Source organism: Microbacterium sp. NPDC076768, assembly GCF_040687205.1.
Taxonomy (GTDB): Bacteria; Actinomycetota; Actinomycetes; order Actinomycetales; family Microbacteriaceae; genus Microbacterium.
The window spans coordinates 236996-250686 of the sequence record NZ_JBFBMU010000002.1 but is presented as its reverse complement, the minus strand read 5'-3'; the positions used below and the strand labels follow the sequence as shown (position 1 = coordinate 250686).

The following is a 13691-nucleotide window of genomic DNA, read 5'->3' as shown; positions in this document are numbered from 1 at the left end:
CCCGTGGCCGGTCCGACAGGGTCGTCGCGGGGTAGAGTTGGGCGCAGTCCCCGATCTTCAAGGAGCACGCGTGGAAATCCGCATTGGCATCACCAACACCGGCCGCGAACTGAACTTCGACACCGCCGAAAGCGCAGACGAGGTCCGCGCTCAGGTCGCAGCGGCGCTGGAGCAGAAGGCGACTCACGTGAACTTCGCCGATGTCAAGGGCAACTCTTACATCGTGCCCACCGCGAACCTTGCTTACATCGAACTCGGCACCGAAGAATCGCGTCGCGTCGGCTTCGTTGCCTAAGTAGCCGATGTACATCCTTCTCGCGCTGGTGGGCGCGTGCGCTCTCGGAATCGGCGTGCACTATCTGATCGGTGATCGGGAGTTGCGCGGCGTCGTGCTTGCGCCTGCTATCGCGACGGCCGCTTCGGCAATCACTTACACGGGATTGCAGTGGGCTGGCATCGGCCAGGACAGCATCTGGCTGTGGCTCGCGAGCATTATTGGCGCAACCGCCGTCGCCGCGCTCGCGACAGTGGCGATCACCCGCATGCGAAAGCGTTCGGATGCAGAAGAACGAGCCGCGCTAGGCATCTGACCCACGCTTGGCGGTTTGAGCTCTGGCTGCCAGCTCTGGCTACGAGCTACGAGGCGAGTCCCATCGCGTCCATGCGTCGGGCGTGCGCACCCATGAGTTCGGTGTACACAGGCTCGATGCGCTCGTCGTCTACACCCAAGCGCCCTGGACGAAGAGCAAAGCGGCAGACAAGAATGGTGTCGCCCACCAGGCGGCGTGCCCACATCGACAACAGCGAACGCCACTCTTCGTCGCTCTCAATCGTCTCTTGGATGATCGCGACAATCTCGTGTCGTGCGTCGTCTTCGCGAAGGATCTGGGCAACCCGGCGCCCCGTCTCGCCGTAGCTTGACGCCAAGGCGAGGTAGAAGTCGTCGAGCATTCCCGCCGTCGTGTAAACGGCGAGGAGGGTCTCGCGAGGGCGCGCACCGATGGTCTTGCGGCGGAAGGCGTCGAGGTTCTCCCGAAAAGGAAGCATCAGCTGTGTGGGGTCGTCTCCCCGTTCAGCGATGAGCTCGACGATTGCGCGATGTTTGGTCAGCGCCGCGCCAGCCGCACGCGAGAGCGCCTCTTTCTCTGACAGTGCTCGCGTTGCCCGGATAAGACGCGTCAGCGTCTCGAAGTAGCCCAGTTGCAAGTAAGCAGCCTGCCCGAGAAAACGATTGATTTCCGGGGCAACTTCGGCGAAGTCGATGCGCGTTGCATCTCCCTGATCGCCGCGGCTGCGTAGAGCGAGCGTGCGTCGCGGCGCGTCTTTGCGCTGCCAAAACCACTTAACCACGAGGTCGTCCTCCTGAGTCCACCACGTCAATCAGACTACCCGTGCGCGGAGGTACTTCCGGGCCCATAGCACCCTTCGGGGTAGGCTGAGCCTGTCCCGCCGTAGGAGCGGGACCCCGCGCCTGTGGCACATAAGACGGCGTGGATCCGTTTACGTGGTGATCCCACAGGGTCGCCGGACAGGCAATCTGAATAAAGTGACAACTTTCGCTGATCTCGGAATCGATCAGGACATCGTCGACGCACTCGCCGCCAAGGGCATTGTCGACGCGTTCCCCATTCAAGAACAAACGATCCCACTCGGTCTCCCTGGGCAAGACATCATCGGCCAGGCGAAGACGGGTACCGGAAAGACTTTCGGTTTCGGAATCCCCGTCGTACAGCGCCTCGGCAAAGACCCTGAGCACGGCGTCAAGGCACTCATCGTGGTCCCGACCCGCGAGCTTGCAGTGCAGGTCTACGAAGACATCGACCTGCTCACCAGCAACCGCTCTACCAGCGTTGTCGCCATCTACGGCGGCAAGGCGTACGAGGGCCAGATCGACCAGCTCAAGGCGGGAGCACAGATCGTTGTGGGCACGCCCGGTCGTCTGATCGACCTCGCGGGCCAGCGACTGCTCGACCTTTCGAACGCCACTGAGGTTGTGCTCGACGAGGCAGACAAGATGCTCGACCTGGGGTTCCTCGCCGACATCGAGAAGATCTTCCAGCGCGTGCCTGCTGTACGCCACACGCAGTTGTTCTCGGCAACGATGCCTGGACCGATCGTGGCTCTCGCTCGTCGGTTCATGTCGAACCCGATTCACATTCGCGCCAACGACCCAGACGAGGGCCTCACGCAGGCCAACATTAAGCACCTCGTTTACCGTGCGCACTCGATGGACAAAGACGAAGTAATCGCCCGCATCCTGCAGTCTGAGGGTCGCGGCAAGACCGTGATCTTCACACGTACCAAGCGCGCAGCACAGCGTCTCGTCGACGAACTGGGCGACCGTGGATTCAACGTCGGCGGCGTGCACGGCGACATGGGCCAGGACCAGCGCGAGCGTTCGATGGCCGCGTTCAAGGCGGGCAAGCGCGACGTACTCGTCGCGACAGACGTTGCCGCACGCGGTATCGATGTGGATGACGTCACCCACGTGATCAACCACACCATCCCGGACGAAGACAAGACGTACCTGCACCGCGCTGGCCGCACAGGCCGCGCAGGCAAGACCGGCATCGCCGTAACCTTCGTCGACTGGGAAGACCTGCACAAGTGGGCGCTCATCAACCGCGCGCTTGAGTTCGGCCAGCCAGAGCCCGTCGAAACCTACTCGTCGAGCCCACACCTGTACGAAGACCTGAACATCCCCCAGGGAACCAAGGGCCGTCTGGTCTCTGCTCCGAAGAAGGAGCCTGCGAAAACCGAGCGTTCGCGTCGTCCGGAGCGCGCAGCAGACGCTGCTGCCGAGGGCACGGAAGAGGGCGGCACGCGTCGTCGTCGCCGTCGCCGCAACAGCAACAACCCGGTTGGCTCCACCTTCGCCGAGGGCACAGACTCCGCAGCCTCTACCGATGCGCAGTCTGCACCGTCTACTGATCGCAGTGCAGAGGGCGCAGGCACCCATGACGGAGCGGGCAAGGAACACCACGACGGAAAGCCTTCCCCCACCCGGCGTCGTCGCCGTCGTCGTGGCGGATCCGGATCCGGCGCTACACCGGTCGCCGGAGCTTAAGCGCACCGAGAAGGCGCATGCGAACGAGGTTTTCCTCGGCGCATGCGCCTTTTGCGTGTCACCCCTGCAACACCCTCGCTGGCGCTCTCGGCGGGTATACCCAAGCGACCAGCACGACCGAGATGATCATCAAGAGGAACCATGAGCTGAGTTTGCTCAGCGAGACCGGCTGCCATCCCTCGACCTGATCGGGATAGGCCCACGCGCCGGCCCATGTCGCGATGTTCTCAGCGAGGTAGATAAAAACCGCGACGCCGCCGAACACCGCAAGCAGCGGCAACCGGATCGTTCGCCGCCAGACACGCGCATGCATGATCGTGGGAAGCCACACCAGCACCACACCCGCCAGAAGCACCCAGCGGGCGTCCCACCACCAGTGGTGTGCGAAAAAGTTGAGGTAGATCGCCACGGCGAGCACCGCGGTAACCCACCGTCGAGGATAACGGGTGAAACCGAGATCGAACAGGCGGTAGACGCGCACCATGTAAGAGCCGACCGCCGCGTACATGAAGCCGCTAAAGAGCGGCACTCCCCCGATGCGCAGAATGCCATCTGCGGCATAGGCCCAAGAGCCCACGTCAGTTTTGAAGAGCTCCATGACCGTCCCTGTGATGTGGAACAAAACGATCACCCACAGTTCGCGACCACTTTCGAGCCGAAAAACGAGCATCGCAAGCTGTACAAGCACCGCGGCAATGGTGAGAGCGTCGTTGGGGGCAACGGCCGCGTCGCTGGGGTACCACAACCGCGCGGCCACGATCACGACCAGCAGCGAAGCGCCGAAAATGCATGCCCACGCCTGTTTGACGACGAATACCGCGCACTCTATGAAAACGGCGCGAGGCCCGCGCTCCGGTGCATCGCGAAGAATCCGGTGTGCCCACGCATCCAGACGATTCTCAAGGGAAGTCGCTCGCTGCATGCCTCGAACGGTATCTGCGCTGTGAGACAACCCGCCGGGAGATACCCGAGAGAACCCTGAGTTTACGGGTGGCGGGGTGCGGTGCCAGATCCACGCGCGAGTAGCCGCTCTACCATCGCCTCAGATGTGGTGTTTTCGGCTGGACGGTTGGGCTTGCCACTGCCGTGGTAGTCGCTCGACCCCGTGACGATGAGATCGTGCTGGGAGACGATCTGGCGCAAGATTCGCTTGCCGTCTTCGGTGTTCTCGCGGTGATCGATCTCGAAGCCGGCGAGACCAGCAGCGATCAGCTGCTCAATGTAGGGCACCGGCATCATGCGGTCTCGTCCAGTGACAGGGTGGGCGATAATCGCCACCCCTCCCGCTTCGGTCACAAGGCGCACCGCCGTCAACGGGTCGGGCGCATAGTGCGGTTCGTAGTACCCCTCGCGCGGATGCAAAATGCCGTCGAACGCCGCAGTGCGATCCCGCACGATCCCTCTCGCGACCAGGGCATCAGCGATATGCGGACGCCCTACCGTGGCGTCCAGCGTGGTCTGCGCGAGGACGTCTTCCCAGTTGAGGTCGTAGTCTTTTCCGATGTTGCGCACGATCCGCTCCGCGCGCCCGATTCTGTCCCCTCGGATGCGATCAGTCTCGGCTTTGAGTGCTTCATTAGTGGGGTCGAAAAGGTAGCCCAGCACATGAACGCTACGCCACTCGTGCTTCGCCGACAGCTCCATGCCGGGGATGAAGGTCATCCCCCGCTCAACGGCCGCGTCTCCGGCCTCGACCCACCCAGTGGAGCGGTCATGATCGGTGAGGGCGAGGGTGCGCACACCATAGGCGTGAGCCTGCGCGACCACCTCTGCAGGGGACTCCGTTCCATCGGAATGGTTGGAGTGCAGGTGCAGGTCAGCCGGACCCGTGAACCTGTGCGACGAAGTGGCCATCCTCCGAGCGTACCGAGCGCATGTCACGGCAGAAACTTCACAGGCTGCGCTTCTACGCTGTAAGGGATGTTTCGACTACTGGGGATCCTCTTCACCGTGCTGTTCGCGATCGCGACAGCCATCATGGTCTGGCCGCAGTTTTTTCAGCTGGAGCAGACGTATCCGTTCGCGCAGCTCGTAGCTGCGCGCGGTGCTGTGTTCGGTGGTCTCCTTGTCGTCGCAGTGCTGGCGCTTCTCCTGATGATCGCCCGTCCGTTGCGGGGGTTTGCAGCCTCCGTTCTGATCGTTGCGCTCTTAGGGGCAACCGCAACGGGGCTCATCGGCGCGACCAGAGGCTTTGGCACGTCAGCCCTGCCAGAGAAGACAGAGAGCAGCGTCAGGGTGCTCACCTGGAACACCGCAGGCGAAGCTGTCTCTGCCGAAGAGATCGCCCAACGTATCCTCGAGCAACAAGCCGACATCGTCGCTCTTCCCGAAACGACCGAAGAAGTCGGCGAGCAGATCGCCATCATGATGCGCGAGCAGGGCCAACCCATGTGGGTGCACCACGTGCAGTTCCGTCCCGATGTGGAAGATGGCCCGCAGTCATGGCAGACGACCGTGCTCGTTGCCCCCGGCCTCGGTGAGTACTCGGTCATCGAGTCGTCGAAAGACGGCTCAAGCAACACAGGCTCTGTGCCCAGCGCCGTCCTGATGCCGATCGACGGATCAGGGCCCACCATCGTCGCCGTGCACGCCGTCGCTCCCCGTGTGGAAGAGATGCAGCAGTGGCAGAGCGACCTGCAGTGGATTGCCGATCAGTGCCCGCAGGGCAACTTCATCCTGGCCGGGGACTTCAACGCGACGCTTGATCACATGGCATCACTCGGTCTCGCTGGCGGAGACATGGGCTATTGCCGCGATGTCGCCTCCGCCACCGGCAACGGTATGAGTGGCACCTGGCCGAGCTCACTGCCCGCGCTCGCTGGCGTCCCCATCGACCACGTCCTTGCGTCGGAGAGCTGGACCCCGACAGGGTCCCTCGTGCTGGAAGACGCAGGCGGAAGCGACCACCGCGCACTCGTCGTGCAGCTTGAGCCAGCTGGCTGATCTCCCACCCCTGCTCTGCAGATGACAGACTGGGAAGATGAGTACTGCAGAACGCGACACGATCGCTGAGCCCACCGCCGAAGTTCCTGTCGAGAACAGCAACACGAATCGCAAGCAGCCCCTCCCGCAGGGCTTTCTTGACACGATCTCGACCGGGTGGGCCGAGCGCCCCGAGTCCCTTCCGGCTCCGCGCGAGCAGGCTGCCTACGCTGCTGTGCGTCGCGCAGCTGTTTCTGCCGCTTTCCCGGGCAAGCGCGTCGTGATCCCGGCTGGATCGCTCAAGCAGCGCAGTAACGACACCGACTACGTGTTCCGCGCACATTCCGCCTTCGCCCATCTCACCGGGTGGGGCGCAGACTCCCAACCAGATTCGGTGCTCGTCTTCGCACCGACGGAGGCGGGTCACGACATCACCCTCTACTTTCGTGAGCGCGCTGACCGCACCACGACCGAGTTCTTCGCTGACGCCGCTATTGGCGAGTTCTGGATCGGCCCCCGCCCATCGCTTGATGGTGTCGCCGCTGATCTAGACATCGCGACCGCTCCCCTGCACGAACTCGACATCGTCGACGGGGAGCTGATCCTCGAAGACGATGAGACCCTCACTCGCTTCGTCTCAGAGCTGCGCCTCGTCAAAGACGAGTACGAGATCGGCGAGATGCGCCGCGCAGTCGAGATCACAGGCGACGGCTTCGAAGACATCATTCGAGAGCTTCCGGCGGCGACAGCACACGCACGCGGTGAGCGCGTGGTGGAAGGCGTCTTCCACCGACGTGCGCGCGAAGACGGCAATGGCGAGGGTTACGACACCATCGCTGCCTCCGGCCCGCACGCGTGCTACCTGCACTGGACTCGCAACGATGGTGCGGTTGTTCCTGGTGACCTGATTTTGGTGGACGCGGGTGTTGAGGCCGACAGCCTGTACACCGCCGACATCACACGGACGTTGCCGGTTTCTGGCACGTTCACTGAGGTGCAGCGTCGGGTGTACGACACGGTTCTCGAGGCTGCGGAGGCCGCCTTCGCTGCCGCGCGAGTGGGCGTTCGTTTCCGCGACGTGCACGCTGCAGCTATGAAGGTGATCGCCGAACGCACCGCGGAGTGGGGCGTGCTCCCCGTCACCCCCGAAGAGGCCCTTGACGCCGATAAGGGCGGTCAGCACCGCCGCTACATGGTGCACGGCACCTCGCACCATCTCGGTATCGACGTACATGACTGCGCTCAGGCTCGTCGCGAAATGTACTACGACGGCATCCTCGCGCCAGGCATGGTTTTCACCATCGAGCCAGGTCTCTACTTCCAGATCGACGATCTCACCGTGCCTGCGGAGCTTCGCGGCATCGGCGTGCGCATTGAAGACGACATCTTGATGACCGAAGACGGGCCGGTAAACCTTTCCGCCCACATTCCCCGTACAGCAGATGACGTCGAGGCGTGGATCGCTCGCCTGCAGAGCTGAGGCCCCATAACGGCATGAGAGGGACCCCGCGCCCTGACTCGTCTGCGTCAGGGCGCGGCAGTTGGCGGGTTGTGCTGGTGCAGAAACTGCACAACGGCGCCACCGACGAGTTCCGGTTCCTGTTCGAGTGGGTAGTGTCCAGACTTCTCAGCAATGAACCGGGTCACATCGGCCGCCACACCTCTCATGCCATCGGCGACCGCGGCGCCCATCGCGAATCGCCCGCCGATCGCGAGCACGGGTGTCAAGACGGGGTTTGTTGCAAGCGCCCGGGCGTCGCGAATGTCTTCGCTGCGAGAGCGGTAGTAGCCGAGAGCGGCCTCTAAGACTCCTGGCGCGGAATACGCGTCGATGTACGCACGCATCGTGTGCGCTTCGAGCCCAGCTGGTCCTGCGCTCTGCTCGAGAAACGCACCATAGTAGGCGGGCTCACGCCCCGGCACTAACTGTTCGGCGAGACCGGGCACGCGATTAAAAGGACCGTGCCAGGTCGGATAGCAGTCAACACCGGGCGCGAAAAGCTCAACGTTGATCCCAGGGAGGATTTCTTCTTCAACAATCAGCGCCGTCACCGCCGACCCCCGCTCGGCGGCGAGAAGCGCTGCAACGGTGGCGCCCCAGTCGTGACCGATCAATGCGCAGCGCGTGATGCCGCGTCGATCAAGCTCGTCACTCAACCAACGCGCGAGATCGGCCTTTCGAAGACTCTGAGACTGCTCTGACACCACTCCGAGCCCGGGCAGCGTGATCGGGACAGCCTCAAAGCCTGCCTTATCCAGAAGCGGCAGCAGATCCCTCCAGTGACGCTCTGTCACCGGCCAGCCGTGTATCAGCACTACTGGCAGCGGCGTTGGGGTGGCCGTCATAGTTCTCGCATCCGCTCAATCGACACTCACGCCGCGCGCCTTGGCGACATGCGCAGGATGAAGTCCGACACAATTGGCGCGAGTGATGCGCCGATCGTGTCGGCCGGCCGCTTGTGGCCTTTCACCTCGAAGGTGTGGTTAGCGTCGTCGATCCATGCGACCTCGGCGCGTTGGCAGGTTGCCACCGCCTGCTCGAACTGAGAGATCGGTTGGATGAATGGATCATTCGCCCCTTCGACGAACAGTTGCGGGGCGGCAATAACCGGCAGGTGCGCCATCTTTGGCTTCTCTGGCTTTCCGGGCGCATGCAACGGGTAGCCGAGATAGACAAGCCCGTCGACGGTTAGACCGTCGGCGGCAGCCATCGATGCCATTCGTCCGCCGTATGACTTACCAGCGGCCCAAACAGCGGCCTCGGGGTCGACCTCGCGCGCGTGCGCCGCGACAGCGTTCCACGTCGCAATCGCGTGTGAAGCGGGGCCAGGCATCCGACGCCCCTGCTCCACATACGGAAAGTTAAAACGCAACGTCGAGAAGCCAAGGCCGTCGAGCGCATCGGCGAATCCCACCAGGAACGGGTGGTCTTTTCCTGCTCCAGCGCCGTGCGCCACGATTACTGTGATGCCGTTATTGCCGTGCGACCAATCGGCCGAGACCGTGAAGTTTCCGGTCGGCAGGGCCACCTCTACGTCAGACATGAGTCTTACGAAAGGAGGTGCCGCTTAGGCCCGCCCCTGCGCTCCCTCTGCTCCTGGCGCGGCTTCCGGCGCCGTCTCCGGCTCGACAGGGGCACCAGATTCCGCCGGAGGTACCGGATCAGCTGGGCGCGGGGGAATAACGGGCTCCGCTGGCTCAGGCGTCGTCGCACCGGGTGCGATGCGCTCTCCATAACGCGGCGGCTCATCGAGGTTTACCGGGGGCCGCACCGAAGCCACCTTCACCGGCCCCAGCGCCTGGCGTGCTTTCGACAGGGAAGTCGGCTGCACGGTCACTTCGTAACGATCGGCGGCGAACTGCGTCACGCTCGCGAAGTCTCGGCGACGCCGCACAATGGCATAGGTCACCAGGCTCAAGAGCATGCCGACAGCAACGCCGATGAGAACGAATCCGACGAAAAGCTGGATCGGCACCTCTGGGTTGCCGAGCACCAAAATCGCGGAGAGAAAAAGGCCAATCAGGATCCCGTTGATGGCTCCAGACCTGGCGGCAGCTGCGTAGCCCAACTTGCCAGTCACGCGCTCGACCGTGCGCACGCCCTGACCGATGATCGCGATGTCCCGCGCCGGGACCTCAGCGGCGATCAGTTGGGAGACCGTCTTCTGCGCCTTCTCGTAGTTGCTCATCGACGCGACGACTTCGCCGGTTTCTGCGCTATTCACGGGGCGGTTCAGCATGCTCATCTGGCCATTGTCCCATGTTCACCCATGGAGGGACTGAAGTACGACGGTGCCGCCATCTGCCAACCCCGGCGACTACTCTGGACAGAGTGAGCACACAACGGGTTTTCGCCGCGCGCCTTGCGGGGTGCGCCGTCTTCGATCCCGTCGGCGACCGGCTCGGCAAGGTCCGAGACGTCGTTGTCGTGTACCGAAGTACCGCTGCACCACGGGTCATTGGACTCGTGGTCGAGATCCCTGGTCGACGCCAAGTGTTTTTGTCGATCGGGCGCGTCACCTCCATCCGTTCAGGACAGGTGATCACCACCGGATTGATCAATGTCCGCCGCTTCTCCCCCCGAGCGGGTGAAGTGCGAGTACTCGCCGAGATGCTCGGTCGACGGGTGAGTTTCGCCGATGCCAGCGGAACCGCTGTGATCGAAGATGTGGCGATCGAGCCGAACCGCCTCGGCGAATGGGCAATCACTCAGCTCTTCCTCCGCCGACCGAAAACCAGCGCATCGCCATTCGCGAAAGGACCAACGACGTTCGCGGCCTGGAGCGAGGTCACAGAACAGCGCACCCCAGGAGAATCGCAGTCAGCGGAGCAGTTGGTCGCCTCATACTCGGAACTGCACGCGGCCGACCTCGCCAACACCCTCCTCGACCTTCCTCAGCAGCGCATGATCGAGGTCGCAGAAGAGCTGTCAGATGATCGCCTCGCCGACGCCCTCGAAGAGATGCCGGAAGACGATCAGGTACACATCCTCGACCGCCTCGGTGACGAGCGTGCCGCCGACATCCTCGATCAGATGGAGCCGGACGACGCAGCCGACCTTCTCGCGCAACTCCCCCAGAAGCGGTTGGAGCAGTTGCTGGAGTTGATGGAGCCAGAAGAGGCAGACGACGTCAGGATGTTGCTGCGCTACGGCCCAGACACCGCTGGTGGGTTGATGACCCCTGAGCCGATCGTGTTGTCTGCCGATGCCACCGTCGCTGAAGCGCTCGCGCTCATTCGTCGCCACGAACTGCACCCTGCGCTGGCCGCGGCTGTCTTCGTCACCCTCCCGCCTTTCGAAACCCCCACCGGACGACTGCTCGGACTCGTGCACTTCCAGAGGATGCTGCGCTATCCGCCGCACGAGCGCCTCGGCGCCATCCTTGACGACAGTCTGGAACCCGTGCATGTGACGGCATCCGCCGCCGAGGTGGCGCGCCTGCTGGCCAGCTACGACCTCGTCTCCCTGCCGGTGATCGACGCCGCACACCGCCTTGTCGGCGCGATCAGCATCGACGACGTGCTCGACTATCTGCTTCCGGATGATTGGCGCTCGCACGACGCTGAAGACATCGCCTCCGCAGTGAAGGAAGTGCGCTGATGGCGCGGTCTCCTCGTCTTGACGCCCCTGGGCGGGGCACGACCCGGCCGAAGACAACATCTCGCGACCGCTTCGGGCGGTTCACCGAGTGGGTCGCGCGAGCGATGGGGACACCCGCGTTTCTGGTCATCCTCACCATGTTCTGCGTTGTGTGGATCGTGTGGAACACACTGATGCCCGATAGCCTCCGGTTCGATGACGCCGCGCTCGGATTCACCGCACTCACGCTCATGCTTTCGCTGCAGGCGTCGTACGCCGCACCACTTATCCTCTTGGCACAGAACCGTCAGGACGACCGAGACCGCGTGCAGATCGAACAAGACCGTCAGCGTGCAGAGCGAAATCTCGCCGACACCGAGTACCTCGCGCGAGAGATCGTGGCGTTGCGAATGTCACTCGAAGAGCGCAACTCGCAAGCGGTAACGCGAGACGTATTGCGGCAGGAGCTGAAAGCGCTCCTCGCCGATCTGGAAGAAACCCCCGATTCGCAGCAGAGCGCATCATCGTGACGTCAGCAGATCAGGTCAAAGCAGCGGTATCGGCAGTGACCGATCCGGAGCTCCGCCAGCCCATCGGCGATCTCGACATGGTGCGCGAAATCTCCGTCGATGGTGAAAGAGCACACGTCAGCATTGTGCTGACTATCGTCGGTTGTCCGGCCGCAGCTCGCATCGAGTCCGATGTGCGAAACGCGGCCGAATCTGTGGCGGGAATCGCGGTTGCCGACGTCGAGGTCGGCGTGATGACCCCTGCCGAGCGCAAAGCACTTACGGAAAAGCTGCGTGCGGGGCGTCCTGCTCGCCACATGCCCTTTGGACCCGACTCGCTTACGCGCGTCATTCTCGTTTCCAGCGGAAAAGGCGGTGTCGGCAAATCGACAGTCACCGCGAACCTCGCTGTAGCGCTTTCTGACCAAGGGCTTTCGGTCGGGTTGGTCGATGCCGACGTGCACGGGTTCTCGATCCCCGGGCTCCTCGGAATACCGGCAGGGACCCAGCCCACCCGCATCGACGACCTGATGCTTCCTCCGGTAGCGCACGGGGTAAAGACAATCTCGATCGGGATGTTCCTCCGCGACGGAGAATCAGTGGTGGCGTGGCGAGGACCGATGCTTCACCGCACGGTGTCGCAGTTCCTCACAGACGTGTTCTTCGGCGATCTCGACATACTTCTCATCGATATGCCCCCGGGAACGGGTGATATTGCGATTTCGATCGGTCAGCTTCTTCCGCACGCCGAAGTGCTCGTTGTGACCACACCGCAAACGGCGGCCTCCGACGTCGCGATCCGCAGCGGACTTGTCGCCCGGCAGACCGGACAGCGCGTGATCGGAGTGATCGAGAATATGGCCGCCTACACACTGGCAGACGGCACCGTGATCGATCTGTTCGGTTCCGGCGGTGGCGCCGCGGTTGCCGAAGCACTCTCTGAACCCACAAAACCGGTTCCTCTGCTCGCCTCGATCCCGCTGAGCCCGTCGTTGCGCGAAGGCGGCGACGCCGGCACCCCGATTGTCGCCGACGAGACCACAGACGCGGCAGCCACCACCATCCGCGACCTCGCCCGCACACTCGCCGCTCAAGGCAGAGGCCTCCCCGGACGCTCATTGCCGATGACGATCAGTTGAACGCGAGAAGGAAAATAGGCACGTGTCCCCTCGTTCGTTAACCGTCGATGAGAGCCTGCTGCGCCGGATGGCGCGAGACGCAGCCATCTACTCGCTCACGCGACCCTTTGCGATCGTCATGTGGATAGCGCTCGCTGGAGCGCTCCTGCTCAGCATTTCGACGCTGAGTACGCCACTGGAGCCGGGCCAGGAAGTGTCTTTCGCGGCAGGATGGATGCCGGGGATCATCGTGATCGTCGCGGGCTACGCCGTGGTGCTGTCTGTTTCTGGCGCACGCAGTGCCGTGCGCGCAGCAATGCCCGTGGACACGGTGGTGTGGGTAGCGTTAGAGGACACCATGCTGACGATGGGCAGTGGTCGCCGTCGCTCCGATATCGACTACACCACCTTCCAGCACATGCGCGTCGGAAAAGACGCCGTGCTACTGAAAGTCCGCGACGCCTCTGTCGCGACGGCTATCCCCCGCGCGCTACTAACGGACGACGACGTCTCCGTGCTTCGCACGCGCATCGCCTCAACGCGAACTACGTAGCCTCTGGATCAAACGGTGGTCGATTTGTCGCACTGAACTCCTGCACACCGGTCCGTGGAGCGACCGGCTCCGAGATCGTTGCTTTCGCTTCCTCCGGCGTCGCGGGCTGCGGCTCTTCCAGCAGCGCATCGCGAATGATTCGCCGCGGATCATATTGACGGGGGTCGAGCTTGCGCCAGTCCACATCGTCAATCTCAGGCCCCAGCTCTTCACGCATGCGGGATTTTGTGGCGCGAAGGTACTCTCCGCCCTTGCGCACCATCTGGGAGAAGCTCTCTGCGGCCCGCGGAAGACGTTCGGGGCCAATGATAAGGACCGCGATAAGACCGATCAGCAGTAGCTTCTCGAAAGTGAGCCCGAACGTCATCTCCCCAGGCTACCGCCGCGCCTACGGTCCCTGTGCGCAGCAAGCCAATACGCTGGGGGTACACACAGGCAGGCA

16 protein-coding genes are annotated in these 13691 nt (G+C 63.2%); 9 read left to right on the top strand and 7 right to left on the bottom strand.

What is annotated here, in order from left to right; genetic code table 11:
• Nucleotides 1-70 precede the first annotated feature (70 nt).
• Together AB0O87_RS07630 and AB0O87_RS07625 are read left to right on the top strand one after the other, a co-directional pair.
• A complete protein-coding gene (locus AB0O87_RS07630) occupies nucleotides 71-295 on the top strand; it encodes a DUF3107 domain-containing protein (protein ID WP_363513636.1) in 225 nt (74 codons plus the stop codon).
• Nucleotides 296-302: 7 nt separating this feature from the next.
• On the top strand, nucleotides 303-590 hold the full coding sequence (locus tag AB0O87_RS07625; protein WP_363513633.1) for a hypothetical protein: 288 nt from the start codon (nucleotides 303-305) through the stop codon (nucleotides 588-590).
• 46 nt (nucleotides 591-636) lie between these two features.
• Here AB0O87_RS07625 and AB0O87_RS07620 read toward each other — a convergent pair whose 3' ends face one another.
• A complete protein-coding gene (locus AB0O87_RS07620; RefSeq protein WP_363513630.1) occupies nucleotides 637-1350 on the bottom strand; it encodes a ferritin-like fold-containing protein in 714 nt (237 codons plus the stop codon).
• A gap of 196 nt (nucleotides 1351-1546) precedes the next feature.
• On the opposite strand from AB0O87_RS07620, the gene AB0O87_RS07615 reads away from it, so the two are divergent.
• The gene (locus tag AB0O87_RS07615; RefSeq protein WP_363513627.1) at nucleotides 1547-3067 is read left to right on the top strand and encodes a DEAD/DEAH box helicase; all 1521 of its coding nucleotides are present in this window, start codon (nucleotides 1547-1549) and stop codon (nucleotides 3065-3067) included.
• Nucleotides 3068-3125: 58 nt separating this feature from the next.
• Here AB0O87_RS07615 and AB0O87_RS07610 read toward each other — a convergent pair whose 3' ends face one another.
• Nucleotides 3126-3989 carry a DUF817 domain-containing protein gene (locus AB0O87_RS07610; RefSeq protein WP_363513624.1) on the bottom strand — a complete coding sequence of 288 codons (864 nt, stop codon included), beginning with the start codon at nucleotides 3987-3989 and terminating at the stop codon, nucleotides 3126-3128.
• A gap of 62 nt (nucleotides 3990-4051) precedes the next feature.
• On the bottom strand, nucleotides 4052-4921 hold the full coding sequence (locus AB0O87_RS07605) for a PHP domain-containing protein (RefSeq protein ID WP_363513621.1): 870 nt from the start codon (nucleotides 4919-4921) through the stop codon (nucleotides 4052-4054).
• A gap of 66 nt (nucleotides 4922-4987) precedes the next feature.
• Between AB0O87_RS07605 and AB0O87_RS07600 the strand changes: the two genes are divergently transcribed.
• Both AB0O87_RS07600 and AB0O87_RS07595 read left to right on the top strand, forming a co-directional pair.
• On the top strand, nucleotides 4988-6010 hold the full coding sequence (locus AB0O87_RS07600) for an endonuclease/exonuclease/phosphatase family protein (protein WP_363513618.1): 1023 nt from the start codon (nucleotides 4988-4990) through the stop codon (nucleotides 6008-6010).
• A 37-nt stretch (nucleotides 6011-6047) separates the two neighbouring features.
• Nucleotides 6048-7469: an aminopeptidase P family protein gene (locus AB0O87_RS07595; RefSeq protein WP_363513615.1), complete on the top strand. Its 1422-nt coding sequence runs from the start codon at nucleotides 6048-6050 to the stop codon at nucleotides 7467-7469.
• A gap of 47 nt (nucleotides 7470-7516) precedes the next feature.
• Here the strand turns inward: AB0O87_RS07595 and AB0O87_RS07590 are convergent, their stop codons facing one another.
• The 3 genes from AB0O87_RS07590 to AB0O87_RS07580 are packed head-to-tail and all read right to left on the bottom strand — an operon-like array spanning nucleotide 7517 to nucleotide 9735.
• Nucleotides 7517-8335: an alpha/beta hydrolase gene (locus tag AB0O87_RS07590; RefSeq protein ID WP_363513612.1), complete on the bottom strand. Its 819-nt coding sequence runs from the start codon at nucleotides 8333-8335 to the stop codon at nucleotides 7517-7519.
• A 26-nt stretch (nucleotides 8336-8361) separates the two neighbouring features.
• Entirely contained in the window at nucleotides 8362-9033 is a 672-nt protein-coding gene (locus tag AB0O87_RS07585) for an alpha/beta family hydrolase (protein WP_363513609.1), read from the bottom strand.
• Between the two features lie 24 nt (nucleotides 9034-9057).
• On the bottom strand, nucleotides 9058-9735 hold the full coding sequence (locus AB0O87_RS07580; protein ID WP_363513606.1) for a general stress protein: 678 nt from the start codon (nucleotides 9733-9735) through the stop codon (nucleotides 9058-9060).
• A gap of 86 nt (nucleotides 9736-9821) precedes the next feature.
• Here AB0O87_RS07580 and AB0O87_RS07575 point away from each other — a divergent pair, with 86 nt between their 5' ends.
• Genes AB0O87_RS07575 through AB0O87_RS07560 form a run of 4 tightly spaced genes read left to right on the top strand, consistent with a single transcriptional unit; the run spans nucleotide 9822 to nucleotide 13249 of the window.
• A complete protein-coding gene (locus tag AB0O87_RS07575; protein ID WP_363513603.1) occupies nucleotides 9822-11090 on the top strand; it encodes a CBS domain-containing protein in 1269 nt (422 codons plus the stop codon).
• The gene (locus tag AB0O87_RS07570) at nucleotides 11090-11599 is read left to right on the top strand and encodes a DUF1003 domain-containing protein (protein WP_363513600.1); all 510 of its coding nucleotides are present in this window, start codon (nucleotides 11090-11092) and stop codon (nucleotides 11597-11599) included. Before AB0O87_RS07575 ends, AB0O87_RS07570 begins: the two co-directional genes overlap by 1 nt.
• Nucleotides 11596-12717 (top strand): Mrp/NBP35 family ATP-binding protein, encoded by a 1122-nt coding sequence (locus tag AB0O87_RS07565; protein WP_363513597.1) that lies wholly within the window; start codon nucleotides 11596-11598, stop codon nucleotides 12715-12717. The genes AB0O87_RS07570 and AB0O87_RS07565 overlap by 4 nt, the downstream gene beginning before the upstream one ends.
• Before the next feature lie 22 nt (nucleotides 12718-12739).
• Nucleotides 12740-13249 (top strand): YcxB family protein, encoded by a 510-nt coding sequence (locus AB0O87_RS07560; RefSeq protein ID WP_363513594.1) that lies wholly within the window; start codon nucleotides 12740-12742, stop codon nucleotides 13247-13249.
• Here AB0O87_RS07560 and AB0O87_RS07555 read toward each other — a convergent pair.
• Nucleotides 13242-13616, bottom strand: coding sequence for a Sec-independent protein translocase TatB (locus tag AB0O87_RS07555; protein WP_363513591.1), 375 nt, complete (start codon nucleotides 13614-13616; stop codon nucleotides 13242-13244). The two genes, AB0O87_RS07560 and AB0O87_RS07555, sit on opposite strands and share 8 nt — an antisense overlap.
• Nucleotides 13617-13691: the final 75 nt, after the last annotated feature.